At 66.3% G+C, this 19109-nt stretch carries 16 protein-coding genes; 5 read left to right on the top strand and 11 right to left on the bottom strand.

All coding sequences use genetic code 11. From position 1 onward, the window contains the following. Positions 1 to 53: 53 nt before the first annotated feature. Both CLN94_RS04545 and CLN94_RS04540 read left to right on the top strand, forming a co-directional pair. Complete coding sequence (locus CLN94_RS04545) at positions 54 to 3158, top strand: hypothetical protein (protein ID WP_096431625.1); 3105 nt, start codon at positions 54 to 56, stop codon at positions 3156 to 3158. A gap of 178 nt (positions 3159 to 3336) precedes the next feature. Continuing rightward, positions 3337 to 5232 (top strand): cation:proton antiporter domain-containing protein, encoded by a 1896-nt coding sequence (locus CLN94_RS04540; protein WP_096431623.1) that lies wholly within the window; start codon positions 3337 to 3339, stop codon positions 5230 to 5232. 55 nt (positions 5233 to 5287) lie between these two features. Here the strand turns inward: CLN94_RS04540 and CLN94_RS04535 are convergent, their stop codons facing one another. The 5 genes from CLN94_RS04535 to CLN94_RS04515 form a co-directional block, all read right to left on the bottom strand. Beyond that, the gene (locus tag CLN94_RS04535; protein WP_096431621.1) at positions 5288 to 5797 is read right to left on the bottom strand and encodes a CarD family transcriptional regulator; all 510 of its coding nucleotides are present in this window, start codon (positions 5795 to 5797) and stop codon (positions 5288 to 5290) included. Positions 5798 to 6145: 348 nt separating this feature from the next. Beyond that, entirely contained in the window at positions 6146 to 6487 is a 342-nt protein-coding gene (fdxA, locus tag CLN94_RS04530; RefSeq protein ID WP_096431619.1) for a ferredoxin FdxA, read from the bottom strand. Between the two features lie 57 nt (positions 6488 to 6544). After that, positions 6545 to 6880: an RNA-binding S4 domain-containing protein gene (locus tag CLN94_RS04525; protein ID WP_096431617.1), complete on the bottom strand. Its 336-nt coding sequence runs from the start codon at positions 6878 to 6880 to the stop codon at positions 6545 to 6547. Between the two features lie 9 nt (positions 6881 to 6889). After that, a complete protein-coding gene (locus tag CLN94_RS04520; RefSeq protein WP_096431615.1) occupies positions 6890 to 9658 on the bottom strand; it encodes a helicase-related protein in 2769 nt (922 codons plus the stop codon). Between the two features lie 21 nt (positions 9659 to 9679). Next, positions 9680 to 10252 carry a tetratricopeptide repeat protein gene (locus CLN94_RS04515; RefSeq protein ID WP_245845096.1) on the bottom strand — a complete coding sequence of 191 codons (573 nt, stop codon included), beginning with the start codon at positions 10250 to 10252 and terminating at the stop codon, positions 9680 to 9682. A 63-nt stretch (positions 10253 to 10315) separates the two neighbouring features. Between CLN94_RS04515 and CLN94_RS04510 the strand changes: the two genes are divergently transcribed. Continuing rightward, positions 10316 to 10603, top strand: coding sequence for an SCP2 sterol-binding domain-containing protein (locus CLN94_RS04510; RefSeq protein ID WP_096431613.1), 288 nt, complete (start codon positions 10316 to 10318; stop codon positions 10601 to 10603). Between the two features lie 63 nt (positions 10604 to 10666). Here the strand turns inward: CLN94_RS04510 and CLN94_RS04505 are convergent, their stop codons facing one another. Genes CLN94_RS04505 through CLN94_RS04490 form a run of 4 tightly spaced genes read right to left on the bottom strand, consistent with a single transcriptional unit; the run spans position 10667 to position 14604 of the window. Continuing rightward, positions 10667 to 11392, bottom strand: a complete 726-nt coding sequence (locus tag CLN94_RS04505; protein WP_096431611.1) for a proteasome-type protease — start codon at positions 11390 to 11392, stop codon at positions 10667 to 10669. A gap of 31 nt (positions 11393 to 11423) precedes the next feature. Then, positions 11424 to 12236, bottom strand: a complete 813-nt coding sequence (locus CLN94_RS04500; RefSeq protein ID WP_096431609.1) for a transglutaminase family protein — start codon at positions 12234 to 12236, stop codon at positions 11424 to 11426. Further along, positions 12233 to 13186, bottom strand: coding sequence for an alpha-E domain-containing protein (locus CLN94_RS04495; protein ID WP_096431607.1), 954 nt, complete (start codon positions 13184 to 13186; stop codon positions 12233 to 12235). The genes CLN94_RS04500 and CLN94_RS04495 overlap by 4 nt, the downstream gene beginning before the upstream one ends. Before the next feature lie 5 nt (positions 13187 to 13191). After that, a complete protein-coding gene (locus CLN94_RS04490; RefSeq protein WP_096431605.1) occupies positions 13192 to 14604 on the bottom strand; it encodes a circularly permuted type 2 ATP-grasp protein in 1413 nt (470 codons plus the stop codon). Between the two features lie 239 nt (positions 14605 to 14843). On the opposite strand from CLN94_RS04490, the gene CLN94_RS04485 reads away from it, so the two are divergent. Both CLN94_RS04485 and CLN94_RS04480 read left to right on the top strand, forming a co-directional pair. Continuing rightward, entirely contained in the window at positions 14844 to 16670 is a 1827-nt protein-coding gene (locus CLN94_RS04485) for a M3 family oligoendopeptidase (RefSeq protein ID WP_096431603.1), read from the top strand. After that, positions 16667 to 17656 (top strand): hypothetical protein, encoded by a 990-nt coding sequence (locus CLN94_RS04480; protein ID WP_096431601.1) that lies wholly within the window; start codon positions 16667 to 16669, stop codon positions 17654 to 17656. The genes CLN94_RS04485 and CLN94_RS04480 overlap by 4 nt, the downstream gene beginning before the upstream one ends. Here CLN94_RS04480 and CLN94_RS04475 read toward each other — a convergent pair. Beyond that, on the bottom strand, positions 17653 to 18489 hold the full coding sequence (locus CLN94_RS04475) for a Hint domain-containing protein (protein WP_096431599.1): 837 nt from the start codon (positions 18487 to 18489) through the stop codon (positions 17653 to 17655). The genes CLN94_RS04480 and CLN94_RS04475 overlap by 4 nt on opposite strands. Before the next feature lie 246 nt (positions 18490 to 18735). Further along, positions 18736 to 18900, bottom strand: coding sequence for a hypothetical protein (locus CLN94_RS13920; protein WP_179300228.1), 165 nt, complete (start codon positions 18898 to 18900; stop codon positions 18736 to 18738). Positions 18901 to 19109 lie beyond the last annotated feature (209 nt).

Raw genomic sequence — 19109 nt, 5'->3', positions numbered from 1 at the left:
AAGTTTGACGAGCCCTATGATCCGCCGCCCTTTTCCCAACGAAAATCCCCGCGATGAAGCCTGATTTCGCCCTCAATCTTACGCATGACGGTATCGGGCTGCTGCACCGGGGCACCGCAGGCTGGATCTCTTTGGGCGAGGTGTCGCTTGAGGCGGATGACCTCGGAGCCGAGCTGGCCGCGCTGCGCAAGCAGGCCCAGGCCAAGGCGCCGCACGGGCTGACCACGAAGCTGGTGCTGCCCGCCTCGCAGATCCTTTACACAACGGTCAACGCCCCCGGCCCGGATGCGCCCGCCCGGCGCCGCCAGATTGCCGAGGCGCTCGAAGGCCTGACGCCCTACCCGGTGCAGGATCTCGTGTTCGACTGGTCGGGCAGCGGCGATGAATTGCAGGTGGCCGTGGTCGCACGGGAGACGCTCGACGAGGCGCAGGGGTTTGCCGAAAGCCACGGCTTCTGCCCGGTCTGCTTTGTCGCGATCCCCGAAACCGGCCGTTTTTCCGGTGAGCCCTGGTTCGGTCTGACCGCGCGCGCCGCCGCCTATCTGCCCGAGGGATCGCGGCTCGAACGCGATGCCGAGCCGATTGCGGTGCTGGCCGCCGCACAGGGCGGGCCCGAGCCGGGCACGCCCGACGTGCCGCCCGAGGTCGAACCCGAACCCCTGCCCGAGATCAAGCCCGAGCCGGAGCCTACCCCCGAGCCGGAGGAAACGCCGCTTCCCGAGCTGGAACCAGAGCCGGAGCCGGAGATTCCGCCCGCGCCCGAACCCGAAATCGAGCCGGAACCCGAGATCGAACCCGAACCGGCACCCGAGATCGAGCCGGAGCAAGATCCCGAACCGCAGGTCGAACCCGAGCCGGAGCTGCCGCAGCAAGCCCCCGAGCAGCCCGAACCGGCCCCGGTTGAACTTCCCCCACAGCCTCTGCCCGAGATCGAACCCGTCTTCGATCCCGACCCGGCGCCACTGCGCGATCCCGCGCCCGAGGCTCCGGTTCTGGCGGAGGAAGACGCGCCGCAGTCCGACGACCTCGAACCCGAAGAGCTGCTGGCCCGCGAGTTCGGTCACGAGCCCCCGACGCTGCCCAAGACGGCCTCTCCGGTAACGCCTTCGAAAACCTTTGACGCGCCAGCCGCGGCCTTTACCGCTCCGAAACCGCAATCCAAAGCACAGCCACAAACCCCGCCCAAAACTCCGCCCAAGGCCCCCGTCGCCTCTCCGGCCTCCGAGGTCGACCCGGTGACGCCCCCCCGCCTCGGCGGGGCCACGCGCCCGGCCGGCGATGACGCGGCGCCCACGCCCGCGGTTCTGAAACTGCCGGTTCCGAAATCCGTGCCCTTCCTGAAATCGAAGGCCGAGCCCGCGACCGAACCAGGCGCGGCAAGCCCCCGCAAGGCCGCCGAGATCGCCAAGGACGGGATCGGCTCGGCGATCGGCATGGCCTCGGCCCTGAGCCAGGCGCTTGCGCAGGCCCGCGCGAAACGCGAGGCCACAACGCCCGAAACGCCGGACGCGCCCAAGGCTGCGCCCCCTGTCGCGCGGCCCACCGCAGACGCGGCGCCCACGACCCTGCCCCCCAAGCCAATCGCAGCACCCGTCCCGGAGGCGACCGAGGCGGCAATGGCAGTGGATGTCCCTGAGACCGAAGAGACCGCCGCCACCTCCGAGGACGTGACGGTCTTTGGCGCGCGCAAACGCAAGCAAGTCGGCGGCAAGCCGAAGTATCTTGGTGCGACACTCGTCGGGGCGCTGCTCCTGTTTTTCGGGATCGTCGCGCTGTGGTCCTCCTATCTCGACAGCGTGGACCCTGAGCCCGTGCAGACGACCGAGGTGGCGACGCTGCCCGAACCGGTCGCCGCCCCGACACCCGCGCCACCTGCCGAACCCGCACCAACGATTGTCGCTGCGGAACCGGAGCCCGCACCGGAGGCGGCCCCGGAACCAGTCCTCACCGCCGAAGCCGAGCCCGCGCCCGATCCCACACCCAGCAGCTTGCCGCCCTTGCCGAGCGCCGCGTTGCCGCTCCTTTCGCTGTCGAGCGCCGACATGCCGGCTCTGGCCGCCGCGCCGCAGGCCGAGGCTCCCGCTACCGAGGTCGAGCCGACGGCCGAAGGCGTGCTGATGCCCGAAGGCTACACTCTGATCGCGGGTCAGCCTGATGTCCTGCCTGCCGCGCGCCCCGCCGCCATCGCCGCTTTGGCCGCCGCGCTGGCCGAGGCCGCGAACCAGCCCTATGCCGACCCGGCGCTGCGCTCCCCCGCGCCGCGCGCCCGTCCGGCGGCAATCGAAGAGGCGTATCGCGCCGCCCTGCCGCCCGCCCTGCCCGAGCAACCCGCGCCCGCCCCGGAGGCCGCGCCCGAAGCCGCCCCCGCGCCTGCCGAGGCACCGGCGGCCACGGTCGAGGAAACCGCGCTTGAGCCGCTCTATGCCGATCCTGCGCTCGCAGGGCAGCGTCCGAAACCGCGTCCGGCAACCGTCGCAGCCGCAGCGGCGGCCCTCGCCACGGCCCCCGCAGAAACCGCCGCGCCCGCGCCTGAGGTCGGCGAGCAGGTTGTCACCCTGCGCCCGAAATCGCGCCCTGCCGGAATTGCCGCCCGCGCCAGCGAGGCCGCGCGCGCCGAGGCCGAAGCCATGGCCGCCGCCGAAGCCGCGGCCGCCGCGCTCGCCAATCGCCCCGATCCCTTCGCCAGCGGCACCGATCTGGCGGTGGCGATCTCGCGCCGTCCGATGCCGAAGCCCTCGGATCTGGCCGCCCGGGCCGCCGCGCTGCGCGCAGCACCTGCCCCCGCAGCCGCCGCGCGCCCCGAACCCGAGCCCCGGTCGCGCACGCCCGAGCCCACCAGCTTCTCGGCGCCCGTGCGCCCCGACGAACTGGACGAGCCCGAGCCCACCTCGGTCGCGCCGAAACTCCCCACCTCGGCGTCGGTCGCGAAACAAGCCACCGAGAAGAACGCGATCCGCCTGGGCGAGATGAACCTGATCGGCCTGTTCGGCTCGGCCGGAAATCGCCGCGCGCTGGTGCGGATGGAGACCGGGAAGTTCGTCAAGGTCGGCGTCGGAGACCGGCTCGATGGCGGCAAGGTCACCGCGATCGGGACCGATCAGCTAAGCTATACCAAGGGCTCGCGCAGCTATACGCTGAAGCTTCTGCAGGGCGAGTGACCGCCCCCTCGCGGAACCGTTCAAATCAGATGACAAGCCCGAAACATCAGGGCTTTGCCCTTGCGTCCGCCCCCCCGTGCGCTAGGCTGGCCTCATCCCCCGGATCACGCCTCGGTCCCCTCCCCGCCCTCGCGCCCGGGAGGCACCGATTTCGCCGCACAAAGGAGCCGCGCGCGCAATGGAATCCTTCCTGATCTACGCCTCGCTCTACCTGTTTGCGATGGTCGTCGCGGTGCCTCTGGCATCGCGGATGGGGCTGGGATCGGTGCTGGGCTACCTGCTGGCAGGGCTTCTGATCGGGCCGATTTTCGGGCTTGCGGGTTCGGAAATGACCGACCTCCAGCATTTCGCCGAGTTCGGCGTGGTGATGATGCTGTTCCTGATCGGGCTGGAGCTGAACCCGCGCGGGTTGTGGGAGATGCGCCACAAGCTGCTGGGGCTGGGCGGGTTGCAGGTGCTGCTGACGCTGGGCGCAGTGGCGGGGCTGATGCTCGCGCTCGGTCAGCCGATGCAGATCTCTCTGGCCTTGGGGATGATCTTTGCGCTCTCGTCGACCGCGATCGTGCTGCAGACGCTGGATGAAAAGAAGCTGATGCGCACGGCGGGCGGACGCTCGGCCTTCTCGGTGCTGCTGATGCAGGATATCGCGGTGATCCCGATGCTGGCGCTGATGCCGCTTCTGGCGCGGCCCGGCGCCCGCGCGCTGGCCGAGGCCGAGCGCACCGCCGAAAGCCCCGTCGCGCATCTGATCGACTCGCTCCCCGGCTGGCAGATCACGCTGGTGACGCTCGGCGCGGTGGCGGTGACGATCATCGCCGGGCACTTCCTGGTGCGGCCGTTGTTTCGCTTTGTCCATGGCGCCAAGCTGCGCGAGGTGAACACGGCGGTGGCCCTGTTCATCGTGGTCGGCATCGCCGCGCTGATGAACCTCGTCGGGCTTTCACCCGCGCTTGGCACCTTCCTCGCGGGCGTAGTGCTGGCCGACAGCGAGTTCAAGCACGAGCTTGAATCCGACATCGCGCCCTTCAAGGGGCTGCTGATGGGTCTGTTCTTCATCACGGTGGGCGCCGGGATCAGCTTCGACCTGATCGTGCAGGAGCCCTTGCAGATGATCGGCCTCGTGCTGGGGTTGGTGGCGCTCAAGGCGGCGATCCTCGCGGCACTGGCGCAGGTCTTCGGGCTGCGCGGCCATGACCGCTCGCTGTTCACGCTTGGGCTCGCACAGGCGGGGGAATTCGGCTTCGTCCTCATCGCCTTCGCCGTGTCGCAGCGGATCCTGCCGCAGCTTGTCGCCGAAAAGGCGCTGCTGGTGGTCGCGCTCTCGATGCTGATCACGCCGTTCCTGTTCATCCTGAACGACCTGCTGTCGCGCTACCGCAAATCCGAGGCGCCCACGGCCGACACGATCGACGCACAAGGCCCGATCATCATCGCGGGCGTGGGCCGGTTCGGGCAGGTGGTGAACCGGCTGGTCACCATGTCTGGCTTCAAGACCACCGTTCTCGACGCCGACCTCAAGACGATCCAGCTGATGCGCAAGTTCGGCTTCAAAGGGTATTACGGCGACCCGACACGCCCGGACCTTCTGGCCGCGGCGGGTCTGGCCAAGGCGCGCGTCCTGATGGTGGCGCTGGACGACAAGAACGCGACGACGCGGCTCGTGGCCTATGCCCGTCGCGAACGGCCCGACCTGCATATCATCGCGCGCGCCCGCGACCGCATCCATGTCTTCGATCTCTATCGCGCCGGAGCGAATGACATCGTGCGCGAAATGTTCGACGCGAGCCTGCGCGCCGGGCGCTATGTGCTGGAAAATGTCGGCCTGTCGGAGTTCGAGGCGGCGGAATTGGAGAAGCTGTTCTTCAAGCTCGACCGTGCCGCGGTGCGCGACCTCGCGCAGGTCTGGAAGCCGGGCGTCCCGATCGAGCAGAACCCCGATTACATCGCCCGCACCCGCGAGCTGAATACCGAGCTGGAAACCACGATGATGCAGCGCTTCGCCAAGCGCACCGACACGCCGGCTGCGCCACCTGCGGCCAAACCGGACCCGGCCCAGCCCGAAGCCGACGCTTGAGCATAAAAAAACGGGGCCCGATGGCCCCGTTTTTCAATAGCTTTCCGGCAGCGGATCAGGCCGCGCGGCTCACCAGCACGTCATCGACCTTCTTGGCCGCACCCGCCTCGTCGGTGCCCGACACGGCGGCGACTTCACGGGTCAGACGCTCCAGCGCGGCTTCGTAGAGCTGACGCTCGGAATAGGATTGCTCGCGCTGGTCATCGGCGCGGTGCAGGTCACGGACCACCTCGGCGATCGACAGCAGGTCGCCCGAGTTGATCTTCTGTTCGTATTCCTGCGCCCGGCGCGACCACATCGCGCGCTTCACGCGGGCCTTGCCGCGGAGCGTTTCCAGCGCCTTGTTGACGATGTCGGGCGAGCTCAGGCCACGCATGCCGATCTCGGTCGCCTTGTTGGTCGGCACCCGCAGCGTCATCTTGTCTTTTTCGAAAGAGATCACGAACAGCTCAAGCGAAAGCCCCGCAATTTCCTGCTCCTCGATCGAGACGATCTTGCCGACGCCATGCGCCGGATAGACCACGAAATCATTCGGGCGGAAATCGGTCTTCTTGGTCTTGGTCATTTAGTCGTTTCCTCGCTTATGGCCCTACCAACCCCCTATTTCACAGCGCAAAAGACGCCGCCGGCTGCCTGAGCGCCGCGTTTGCGTCTGTCACCATCTGGAAATCCCTTTCAGCCGAGCAGAGCGGAAAGAGGGGGATTCGAGACCCTTATGTAACAGAATCCTATCACAAAACGGCCCAAAAACAAAGCACGACAGCGTGCACGCCGCCTCACCTTGCGTCAGCGCGAGGAAATGGGCTGTTTATTGCTGCATTTGCACCATCTTGCCCATCCGGGGCTTGGTGCAATCATCCAGCAAAACTCGGGCCAGCCAGCACGGCAGGCCCGAATTGGCGAATCATTCGCCTTACTGGTCGCCCGTGCCGGGGTTTTCCGAGAAGTACTTCTCGAGCTTGCCGGTCTCGCCGTCGCGCTCTTCGTAACCCGGCATCGGGTCTTTCTTCTGGGTGATGACCGGCCAGAGTTCCGCGTATTTGCGATTGAACTCGACCCAGGTTTCCATGTTCGGCTCGGTATCCGGACGGATCGCGTCCGCCGGGCATTCCGGCTCGCAGACGCCGCAGTCGATGCACTCGTCGGGGTGGATCACCAGCGTGTTCTCCCCTTCGTAGAAGCAGTCCACCGGACAGACTTCGACGCAGTCGGTGTATTTGCAGGCGATGCAGTTATCGATGACGACATAGGTCATGGGGACCTCGCTCGGTTTCCTGAATTTTGCGATACCTACCCGCGCGCGCGCGGGTAATCAAGCACTACCCGGCGGGATTTCCGAGCCTGCGGCGATCTGGCCTGTCTCCTCGGCGCCCCCGCCCGCGTCCAGCGAGAGGTAAAGCTCCTGCGCCTCCGAGGCGGGCCCACGCCGTGTGCCACAGCCCAGTACCCGCACCACGCGCACCTGCCCCGCGATTGCCAGCGTCAGCACATCGCCCGGCCCGATCGCGCGGCCCGGTTTGACAACGCGCTGGCCGTTGACCCGCACCGAGCCCCGCTCGACCACCGTCGCGGCCAGCCCGCGCGTCTTGCAAAAGCGCGCGTGCCAGAGCCATTTGTCGATGCGGAGCCGGTCGGGGGCCTCGGTCACGGGCGGGCCTTAGGACTTGCTCTTGAAGCCCATCAGCGCGGCGGCAAAGGGGTTGTCCGGGTCGATCGGCTTTTCCTTCTTGGGCGGACGGGCTTCGAAACGACGCTCGCCCTTGTCGCCCGGCTTGTCGCCGAACTTGCCCTTGGGGCCGCCCTTCTTGCCCTTTGGCTTGCCGCCGCCCTTGCGTTCGCCACGCTCACCACGCTCGGGGCGATCGCCCTGCTCGCGGCCACCTTCGCGGCGCGGGCCACGCTGACCGCCACGCGGACGCGGCGCCCAGGTGAAGGTGTAGAAGGCTTCCATCTCGGGCTCGACCGAAGCGGCTTCCGCCTCGGCTTCGGCCACGGGCGAGGCTTCTTCGGGAATCGGATTGCCGCTTTCGTCCAGCTTCGGCTCGGGCGCGGGGCGCGCCTTTTCGCGCGTCCCTGCTTCAGCCTTGTAGCCCAGCCCGCCCATCAGATCGGCGAATTGCTCCAGCGTCATGCCGGTGATCGAGAGCATGTCGGGGTTGGCCTCGAAGCCCGCGCGGCTGTCCTGTCCGCGCAACAGATCGGCCAGCCGTTCGAGCATGTCGATGCGGATCGCACGCGCGCCGGCGGGGCGATAGCCCGAGAGCAGGTAGGTCTGCGCCGGGATCGTGTCGAGATAGGGGATCGTGACCAAGCCGGGCGGCGGGCTTTCGGGGAAATCCTCGGACCCGTCCCAAAGCGAGGCCAGCACCAGCCGCAGACGCGTCGGCGCGGGCTTGAGCAGCGCCGGCATGAAGATCGTGTATTGGCCAAAGCGCACGCCATGCTTGCGCAGCGCGCCGCGCGTCTCCTGGTCAAGCTCCTTGACCTCGGCGGCGACCGCTTCGCGCGCGATCACGCCCTGATTTTCCAGCAGGCGGAAAGCAAAGCCCCGCGCCAGACCGGCCAGCGCCTCGTCGCGGCTCATCGCCAGAAGCGGCTCGAACAGCGTGGCGACCTTGCGGTCGATGAAATGCTGCAGGCGACGCTTGACCTTCTCGGCCACGTCCTCGCCCGCCTCTTCATCGACAAAGGCCTCGACAACAGGTTTCAGCGGCTCCGCGCCCTTCACCAGCTTGCCGACCGCCGTGGTGCCCCACATCAGCCCGCCTTGCTCGGTGAAATCCATCTCGGTGTCGGGCGCATTGTAGAAGCGGTCCGCGCGCAGGTGAAATTCGGGGCGCAAGGCCTCGTAGGCTGCCCGCGCCAGCATCTTTGCCTCATCCGGCGACGAGGTGCCGTCCTGCAGGAACCGGAACCCTTCCAGACGACCGGCGAATTCGCCTTCGACCGTCACTTCACCCTTGTCATTCACCTCGGCCACGAGGGTCTCCTTCTGCTTGAGCCGCCGCAACAAGACGCTTGTCCGCCGGTCCACAAATCGTTGGGTCAGCGCGTTGTGCAACGCATCCGACAGGCGGTCTTCTACCGCGCGGGTTTCCTCACGCCAATGGGATTCGTCATCGACCCACCCCTTGCGCTGCGCGACATAGGTCCACGTGCGGATAAACGCGAGCCGTTTCGACAGCGCGTCGATGCCGCCATGGGTCTTGTCGATCCGCGCGATCTGCCCCGCGAGCCAGTCCGAGGGCACCCCCTTGCCGGCCTGCAGGAACCCGAAAATCCGCTGCAGAAGGGTCGCATGTTCCATCTCGGAGATCGAGCGGAAATCCGGGATCCGGCAGACATCCCACAGCAGCCGCACGTCTGCCGGATGCGTGATGCGGTCGCGGATTTCGGGGATCTCGGCCAGCGTGCGCAGCGCGCGCAGGTCGTCGGCCTCGCGCCCGCGCGTGAGCCTCTCATGCGTCGGCGCCTCTTCGAGCGCGCGGATCAGCCGGTCGACCGTGCCGAATTCCAGCCGCGGATTGCGCCAGCTCAGCCGCTCGATCGGGGCGAAGCGGTGGTTTTCCAGCGCCTCGGCCAGCGCGGGCTCCAGCGGGCGCGCCTCGCCGGTCACGCCGAAGGTGCCGTCTTGCGTGTGCCGCCCCGCGCGCCCGGCAATCTGCCCCATCTCATGCGGAAACAGCATCCGCATCCGCCGCCCGTCGAACTTCGACAATGCCGAGAACGCGACGTGGTCGATATCGAGATTGAGCCCCATCCCGATCGCATCGGTGGCGACGAGGTAATCGACATCGCCATTTTGATACATCTCGACCTGCGCATTGCGCGTGCGCGGGCTCAGCGCCCCCATCACCACGGCGCAACCGCCTTTCTGGCGGCGCAGGAGCTCGGCGATGGCATAGACATTTTCAACCGAAAACCCGACAATCGCACTGCGAGGCGGCATCCGACTTGTCTTTTTCGAACCTGCGTAGGTCAATTCCGAAAATCGGTCGCGGCGCGAGAACTGCACCCCGGGCACCAGCGCCGCAATCGCGCCCCGCATCGCGTCCGAGCCCAGAAACAGGGTTTCATGCAGCCCGCGCGCATGCAGAAGACGGTCGGTGAAAACATGACCGCGCTCTGGGTCGGCGCAGAGCTGGATCTCGTCGATGGCGACGAAATCGGCGCCGATCGCATCGGGCATCGCCTCGGTGGTGCAGACCCAATATTGCGTGCGCTCGGGCACGATCCGTTCTTCGCCGGTAACCAGCGCCACCACCGAGGGGCCGCGCTTGGCGACGATCCGGTCATAGACCTCGCGCGCCAAGAGCCGCAACGGCAGGCCGATGACGCCGGTGCGATGCGCCAGCATCCGCTCGATCGCGTAATGCGTCTTGCCGGTGTTTGTCGGCCCCAGAATGGCCGTGATCCGCCCCGCCATGTGCCCCTTGCCCGCAAGCGCCTAGAGCGCCACGCCGGCCATCTCCTGTTGCAGCCTGTCGATGGCGTCTTTCACATCCTGCTGATGCGGGTTCAAGGCGAAAGAGGCCTTGAAGGCGGCCAGTGCGCGCGTGCGTTGCCCCATGTCCTCAAACATCGCCCCCAGCCCCGCCAGCGCGCCCCAATGGCGCGGCTCAAGGCTCAGCGTTTTCGCCACATCCTCGATCGACGGCCCGAACTGTCCGGCCATGAAATAGGCGGTGGCGCGCGCGTTCCAGCCTTCGGCGAAATCTGGCGCATGATCGGTCAGCGCCGTCAGATGCGCGATCGCCGCCTCGTAATCGCCCTCGTCGATCGCGGCCTGCCCACGCTTGAGCAAAAGGTCCATCGCCGGCGAACCCGAGCGCGACCAGGCGCGGCGAATATCGGACTCGGCACGCGCCCAGGCGGGGTTCGCGGGATCGGCCAATTCGGTGAAATATTGCTCAAGCCCGGCGGTCTCGGCGCGAACGGGCGTGCCGAACGCTACGGCACCCGCCAGCAGCGTTAAAAATGCCGTCACGGCATATTTGTTTGTCACAAGCGGCTCAACCATAACTAGACTGTAACTCATACGCCGGAGAATGCGAGTATCCGGCAATCACATTCGGAGGAACCCATGAGTGTAGTCATCGAGAAAGCCGTCGCGGCGCTTGCGGAAAAGATGCCCAACGGCTTCTCGTCCACCGCGAAATTCGTGATCAAGGACGAAGGCAGCATCATCGTCGATTCGGACGGTGTGCGCGCGGGCGACGACGAGGCCGATGTCACGCTTACTGCTTCGGCGGAAACCTTCCAGGGGCTGCTCGATGGCTCGGTCAACCCGACCGCCGCCTTCATGATGGGCAAGCTCAAGGTCGATGGCGCGATGGGGCTGGCGATGCAGCTGGGCGCCGCGCTGTCCTGATCGAACAAGCGAAAACATCCGGGCCGCCGCCTTCGGGCTGCGGCCCTTTTTCATGTGAAACGGTCAGATCTCGATCTGGCGGAACCCGTCGCGCAGCGCGCGCGACCAGGCCTCGGACATACGGGCGAATTCCGCGTCCTTGGCCTCGATCCGGCGCTTCGAGCTGATCTTGCAATCGTCGGTCTCGATGATCGCCAGATCCAGCGGCATCCCCACCGACAGGTTCGAGCGCAGCGTCGAATCCATCGACAGCAGGACCGCCTTGGTCGCATCCTCCAGCGAGGTATGCGGCGTCACCACCCGGTCGAGGATCGGCTTGCCGTATTTATGCTCGCCGATCTGCAGATAGGGCGTGTCCTCGGTGGCCTCGATGAAATTGCCTTCCGGGTAGATCAGGAACATCCGCATGTCGCCGCCCGCGCGCTGCCCCGCCACGATCATCGAGGCCGAGGTCGGCACCGCTTCGGCATTCATCTTGGAATTGATGTCCTTGCGCACCGAGGCCAGCGTGTTGCCGATGATCTCGGCCACCTTCAGCATCGTCGGCGCCAGCAGGATCGAGGTGGCGGGCGTCGCGTCCTCGTCCTCGATCTCTTCGCGCAGCCGCGCGAGCGTCGTCTGCGTCACCGAGAGCGACCCGGCGGTGAGAATGGTAATCACCCGCTCGCCCGGCACCTCGAAGGTGAACATCTTCTTGTAGGTCGCGATATTGTCGAGCCCGGCATTGGTCCGGGTATCCGACAGCAAGACGATGCCTTTTTTCAGCAGCAGACCGACGCAATAGGTCATGATTTCCTCAACCGATCAGAGTCGGGCCAATCTATTGCTGTGCCGCAGCAAGAGCAACGGTCACATCAAGGCTCTCTTCGCCCTCGCCGCGCGCAAGCCCTCGGATCGGTGCGGCGTCACGCGCATCGAGCCCCGAGCCCAGCCGGATATAGCGGTCATCCGGGCAGCAGCCATTGGCCGGATCGAAGCCCACCCAGCCGAGCCCCGCGACAAAGACCTCGGCCCAGGCATGGGCGGCCTCGTGCGGCTCGCCGTCGGCGCCCGCGAACAGATAGCCCGAGACATAACGCGCGGGCAGGCCGACATGACGCGCGGCCGCGATCAGCGCATGAGCATGATCCTGGCAGACGCCTTCACCCAACTTCAGCGCCTCGGCGGCGGTGGTATGGGCATGGGTCACGCCCGGCCGGTAGGCGATGGCCTCGGCGACCGCGCCCGCAAGCGCATGGGCCTTTTCCAGATCGCCCGAAATCCCCTCGATTGCATCCTCTGCCAGCGTGCGGATCGCGGCATCGGCATCGGTCGCGAGGGTTTCACGCAGGTAGGCCTCTGGCGGCGCAAGCTCACGGTGACCACGCAGAACGCCGGCCAGATCGACCGTCTCGACCTGCCCCTCGACGCGGATCACCACCTCTTGCAGCGGACCGCGCAGGCTCCAGCTTTCGATCTTGTCGCCCGCGCCATCGCGGAACGAACCGCCGCGCATGCCGCCCACGACCTCGACCGACCAGCGGATCACGCGCTGGCCATCGAAACGCGACGGGAACAGCCGCAGCGACTGCACCGCCGAGCGCATCGAGGCGTCATAGCGGTAAACGGTGACATGGCTGACATCGAGGATCATCGGGCTTCCCCACTGAGATAGCTGTCGTAAACGAGGGTCGAGAGCGCCCCGATCTCGGCGATATAGCGATTGAGGAACTCGTGCAGCCCTTCCTCGAAAATCTCTTCGACATTGGTTTCGGCGATATCGCCGACCAGCGCACGGGCGCGCCGCTGCGCCGCCCCCGAATGGTTATACTCGCGCGACAACCCGTCAAGATGCGCCAGCGCCGTTTCCAGCGAGGTAATCAGCGCGCGCGGGCATTGCCGGTTCAGGATCAGGAAATGCGCGATCTTGCGCGCGGTGATGTCGCCACCATAGGCCCAGTGGAAGGCCCGATGCGCCGACATCGCCCGCAACAGCACCTGCCATTGGTAGTTATCAAGCGCCGAGCCCACCAGTTCGACCGAGGGCAGGAGCACGTAATATTTCACGTCGATCAGGCGCGCGGTGTTGTCGGCACGTTCCAGCGCGAAGCCGATGTTGAGGAAGTGATAGCCGTCATTGCGCAGGAGCGTCGCCTCGATCGCGCCACGGATCATCGCACTCTGGCGCATCACCCATTCGGTCAGCTCGGTCAGCTCCATCTCGGAGCGCGCGCGGCGTTCGAGCTGGGTGATTTCCTGATAGGTCGTGTTCAGCGCGTCCCAAAGCTGCGAGGTGATCGCGGTGCGCACGATGCGGGCGTTTTCGCGCGCCCGGTAGATGCAGGAAATCACCGACGAGGGGTTGTCGCGGTCAAAAAACAGGTAGCTCTCGATATTGCGCTGCACCGGGTCGCCATATTTCGTCGCGAACCCTTCGGCCGTGCCCGAGGCCAGAAGCAGGCTCTCCCATTCCGAGCGATAGCCGTGCCCCGCCGAGGGCATCAGCGCGATCCGCGCCCCCACCTCCAGCAAACGTGCCATGGTTTCCGCGCGCTCGATGTAGCGCCCGATCCAGAAAAGATTCTCCGCCGTCCGGCTCAGCATATCCGTTACTCCGCCAGCACCCAGGTATCCTTGACGCCCCCGCCCTGCGACGAGTTCACCACGAGCGAGCCTTCGGTCAGCGCGACGCGGGTCAGCCCGCCCGGCACCAGCTCGATCTGCTCGCCGACGAGGCAATAGGGCCGCAGGTCGACATGGCGCGGCGCGATCCCCTCCTCGACGAAAGTGGGCGTCGTCGACAGCGCAAGCGTCGGCTGGGCAATGTAATTGTCGGGGTCGTCCTCGATCTTGGCACGAAAGGCCTCGATCTGCGCCTTGGTCGATTTCGGCCCGACCAGCATGCCGTAGCCGCCCGAGCCATGCACCTCTTTCACCACCAGCTCGGGCAGGTGTTCGAGCACGTATTTCAGCTCGTCGGGCTTGGCGCATTGCCAGGTCGGCACGTTTTCGAGGATCGGCTCTTCGCCGAGGTAGAAGCGCACCATCTCGGGCACGAAAGTGTAGATCGCCTTGTCATCGGCCACGCCCGCGCCCGGCGCGGACGCAATCGTCACCCCGCCCGAGCGATAGACATCCATCAGCCCCGGCACGCCCAGCATCGAATCCGGGCGGAAGCAGAGCGGGTCGAGGAAACTGTCGTCGATCCGGCGATAGATCACATCGACCTTCTGCGGGCCGCGCGTGGTGCGCATCCAGACGAAGCCGCCCTCGACGAACAGATCGGCGCCCTCGACCAGCTCGACGCCCATCAGGTCGGCCAGGAAGCTGTGCTCGTAATAGGCCGAGTTGAAATGGCCCGGCGTCAGGATCGCGATGGTCGGATCGCGGTCGCATTTCGCCGGCGCCACCGAGGCCAGCGTGCGCCGCAACAGCTCGGCATAGCCATCGACCGGCTCGATCCGGTTCTCGCGGAACAGCTGCGGGAACATCCGCATCATGATCTCGCGGTTTTCCAGCATGTAGCTCACGCCCGAAGGCGTGCGGCAGTTGTCTTCAAGCACATAGAACTGGTCGGGCCCGGTGCGCACGAGGTCGATGCCGACGATGTGGCTATAGATCCCGCGCGGCGGCTGAAAGCCTACCACGGCGCGCTCATAGGCCTCGTTCTGATAGACCAGCTTCGCCGGGATCTTGCCCGCGCGCACGATCTCGCCACGGCCATAGACATCCGTCAGAAACGCGTTCAGCGCCCGCGCGCGTTGCTTGATGCCGCGCTCCAGCCGGCGCCATTCGTTCTGCGCGAAGACGCGCGGGAACATGTCGAAGGGGATCAACCGGTCCGGGTCTCCGCCCTCGCCATAAACCGCGAATGTGATCCCGATCCTGCGAAACAGCGCCTCGGCCTCGGCCTGTTTCATCTGCCGCAGCTCCGCCGGCATGGCCCGCATCCAGTCTTCCAGACGAGCATAGGGCGCGCGGACCTGATCGTTTTCGAACATCTCGTTGAAATAGGTGGTCATCGCCTGATTCCTCCGCCTTTGCGTTAACCCTAGAAAGCGTGACGTCCGAGTAAAAGGTGTGTGGCGGGCATTCGCGTCGGCAGGCCGCAATTGCCGCCTATTTCACATGCGCGCGCCTAAAATTCAGGCAGGCATGAAAAGGCAGGTGCCAGGGCGGGCCTGCCGGAGCCGCTTTCGCGCCCTTGCGCCCGCCCCCTCGCAGCCCCTATCTCTGGGACAGACAGCAAAAGAGGACCCGGATGCGCTTTCACCTTCCCCGCCCCGTTTTCGACGCAACCACCCCGACCGGGGGCGCATCGGGCGGCTTCGGCGATCTGCCCGACTGGGATCTGGGCGACCTCTATGCCGCCCCCGACGCGCCCGAATACGCGCGTGACATGGGCTGGCTGGAAACCGAATGCGCCGCCTTCGCCGCCGATTACGAAGGCAAGCTCGCCAGTCTCGACGCCGCGGGCATGGCGCGCTGCATTGCACGCTACGAGGCGATCGAGCAGGTCGCGGGGCGCATCATGTCCTATGCCGGGCTGCGCTATTACCAGAACACGATGGATGCCGAGCGCGCCAAATTCATGGCCGACGCGCAGGACCGGATGACCACTTTCACCACGCCGCTGGTGTTCTTCTCGCTCGAATTCAACCGCATCGACGACGCCACCTATGAGGCGCTTTTCGCCGATGCGCAGGTCGCGCGCTACAAGCCTGTGTTTGACCGGATGCGCAAGATGCGCCCACATCAGCTCTCGGATGAGCTGGAGAAATTCCTGCACGATCAGTCGGTTGTGGGCGCGGCTGCGTGGAACCGTCTGTTCGATGAAACCACCGCCGGGCTGGAGTTCACGGTCAATGGCGAGGTGCTGAACCTCGAGGCGACGACGACGCTTCTGTCCGACCACGACCGCGCAAAACGCGAGGCCGCCGCGCGCGAACTGGCGCGTGTCTTCGGCGAGAAGATCAAGCTCTTCGCCCGCGTCCACAACACGCTGGCCAAGGAAAAGGAAATCGAGGACCGTTGGCGCAAGATGCCGACGCCGCAATTCGGCCGGCACCTGTCGAACGATGTCGAACCCGAGGTGGTCGAGGCGCTGCGCAACGCGGTCGTGGCCGCCTATCCGCGGCTGTCGCACCGCTATTACGCGCTGAAGGCGAAATGGCTGGGGCTCGACAAGCTGCAGGTCTGGGACCGCAACGCGCCGCTGCCGACCGAGGCGCCGCGCACGATCCAATGGGCCGAGGCGCGCAGAACCGTGATGGAGGCCTATGCTGCCTTCGATCCGCGCATGGCCGAGATTGCACAACCCTTCTTCGACAAGGGCTGGATTGATGCGGGCGTGAAACCCGGCAAGGCGCCCGGAGCCTTCGCCCATCCGACCGTCACCAATGTGCACCCCTATGTGATGCTGAACTACCTCGGCAAACCGCGCGACGTGATGACGCTGGCGCATGAGCTGGGGCACGGCGTGCATCAGGTTCTGGCCGCGAAACAGGGCGAAATGCTGGCCTCGACGCCGCTGACCCTGGCCGAGACCGCCAGCGTCTTTGGCGAAATGCTGACCTTCCGCGCGCTGCTCGATGCCGCCAAGACCCCGGCCGAGCGCAAGACGCTTCTGGCGGGCAAGGTCGAGGACATGATCAACACCGTGGTGCGCCAGATCGCGTTCTATGATTTCGAATGCAAGCTGCACGCCGCCCGCGCCGAGGGCGAGCTGACGCCCGACGAGATCAACGCGCTCTGGATGTCGGTGCAGGGTGAGAGCCTCGGCCCCGCGTTCGAGTTCATGCCGGGCTATGAGACCTTCTGGTCCTACATCCCGCATTTCGTCCACTCGCCCTTCTACGTCTATGCCTATGCCTTCGGCGATGGGCTGGTGAACGCACTTTACGCCGCCTATGCCGACGGGCTGCCGGGCTTCCAGGACAAGTATTTCGCCATGCTCGAAGCGGGCGGCTCGATGCATCACAAGGAACTGCTGGCCCCCTTCGGCCTCGACGCCACCGACCCGGCCTTCTGGGACAAGGGGCTGTCGATGATCGCAGGGCTGATCGACGAGCTGGAAGCGCTGGAATGAGTCAGGCGGGGCGCGCGCCCAAGGGCCGTATCGTTCTGCACCTGCCGGGAGCGATGGGCGCGCCCGATGGCTCGCGCCTACCCGGTTTTCTGTCCAAGCTGCACGCCGGTTTTTCTGCGGCCGGCGCGCAGGTCGAGATCCGCCAGCGCGACCGCGCCGCCCTTGAGGCGCTGGCCGAGACGCCCGATTTTCATATCGTCTGGCAGGGGCGGTACCAGCATCCGCGCCTGCTCAATACCGCGATCGCCTATGTGTTTCCGTTCTGGTATCTCGACCCGCAGGGCGTCTACGGCGCCTCAACGGTGACCGGGGCGCGGTTTGACCCCGACGCTCAGGATCCGGCCGAAGCGCGTGCCTTCGCCGACCGGCTGCGCAAGCGCCTCGTCGAGCCGCGCCAGAGCCGCCTGCCCCAGCCCGAGGTCACCGCCCCCCTGCCCCGGGGCGCGATCGCGGTGTTCCTGCAAGGCCAGTCCGAACCCACCGAGCGGCTTGGCTATATGCCCGAGGACGAGATGCTGCGCGCGGTTCTGGCCGACACGCAGGGCCGTCCCGTCATCATCAAGCCGCACCCGCTGACGCGCGACCTTGAAACCTTCGAGCGGATCGCGGCGCTGCGCGACGATCCGCGCGTGACCATCAGCCTCGGCAATATCCACGACATCCTCGCGGCCTCGGCGGTGACGGTGTCGCTGTGCTCGGCGGTTTCGCTGGAGGGAATGCTGCACCACCGCCCGGCGGTGCTGTTCGGGCGCTCGGATTTCCACCATTGCACCGAAACCGTGACCCGCGCCGAAGACTGGCCCGCGGCCCTCAGCCGCGCGCTGGCGCGGGACTGGCCGTTTGACGCCTTCCTGCACTGGTTTCTGGGCGAAAAGATGCTGAACGCGGGCCGCCCCGACCTGCTGCAACGCGCTGCGCGACGCATCGGCGCGACCGGCGCCGACCTTACAGACCTAGGCCTCGCCGGGCTGGCGGCGGGCGCCTAGAAGGCGCCCAGCATATCCTCGACCTCGAAGCGCGTCAGCCGCGGGTGCCGCATCCGGCCAAAGCCCGCAAGGCTCACCATCTGCGGAAAAAGCGCCTCGAACAGCAACAGCATGCGCGGGTCGATCATCTCGGCCGCACCGTCGCCCGGATGGTAGCTTTCGAACTCAAGGCCCATCACCTTGAGCGCCGATTGCCGTTTGAGAACAAGGTGATAAAGCGTCACCGGCGCGACGGGGCTGACCTCAATCACGCTCACGCCGTCGATAAAGGCGCGCGCCGGAACAAAGGCCGCATCCAGCCCGGTGGCCCGCTTGAGCCGCGCATCGCGCAGACAGATCCGCGCCCGCGGCCCCAGCACCAGATCCGCCATCGGGCGCCCCGCGCCAAAGGCTTCGGCGGTGATCCGCGTCAGCCCGACCGGCGCCTCGGATATATCCTGCGAACCGGGCCCGCCCCCGGTCGCAGGATATTGCACCAAGGAGCCGACCCAGGTGACTTGCTCGAACACCCCTTCGGCAGTCAGCAGGCGCATCCCCGGCACCACGTCCTCAATCGCCACGGGCCCGGTCTCGGCAGTCAGAACCGAACCGCGCGCCAGCCCCGAGAACGCCTCTTCGAAAAGCGGCGTGGCCGGGGCGATCCGGGTCGAGCTATCGATCTCGCCCTCGGGCGTCAGCCACATCGATTCATAGCGGCGGGTCAGCGGCATCGCGCGCAGCGGACGCGCCACAGCGGCGGCAGGGGCCGGTGACGTGGTGCCGGTGCGAATGCGCGGCAGGCGAACGGGCGTAGCAGGAAGAGCGTCTTGCGACACCCTGCGAGGATAGGACATGCGATCAGCCTCTCGGTCTGGTCACATCTGCTTGGCCCCCGCCCGGTGCAGATCGACAAGGCCAACCTGCCGGATCGCGGCGCAGGCGTCAAATTTCTTGAAAAACCGGGAGGACTTGCAAACCAATCCGGGGCACAGCTTTGCGATTGTGCGGACAACCGCAACAATCGCCACAAACCTACCTCATTTGCCCGAAATTGGCCGCAATGCGATTCGGATTACAGCCGGATCGGCGGATCGTGGCGCTCAGGATGCGCGCGACAGGGCCGTCCGGGGCTGGCGCAAGGGTGCCGCTCGGCTGGCCCGGCGCGCGAGGGCGCGCAGCCCGCGATCCCAGGGCATCGGCTGATCGCATTTGGCCGCCTCGGCGACGACGGCATTGATCCAGCGCTGCGATTTCTTGGTGCTCATGGCTCTGCTCCTGCCTTCTGACGGTTCGGGTCTTGCGCCCGTATTCCAGATTTATCGCCAGCCAATGCGGCAGCGTTTTGGCAAAGCTGCGTTTTTCAGATGGAGACAATCCGGCCATGCATTTTGCGAAATCGTCTCGAAAACGATGACAATCCCCCGAAATTTGCGGGGCCTGTTTCGAAATTCAGCAAAATCTTGGCGCACTTGGG

This window comes from Pseudothioclava arenosa (genome assembly GCF_002358085.1).
Lineage (GTDB): Bacteria > Pseudomonadota > Alphaproteobacteria > Rhodobacterales > Rhodobacteraceae > Pseudothioclava > Pseudothioclava arenosa.
Note: the sequence above shows the minus strand (reverse complement) of the source record. Positions and strands in the feature narration are given on the sequence as shown.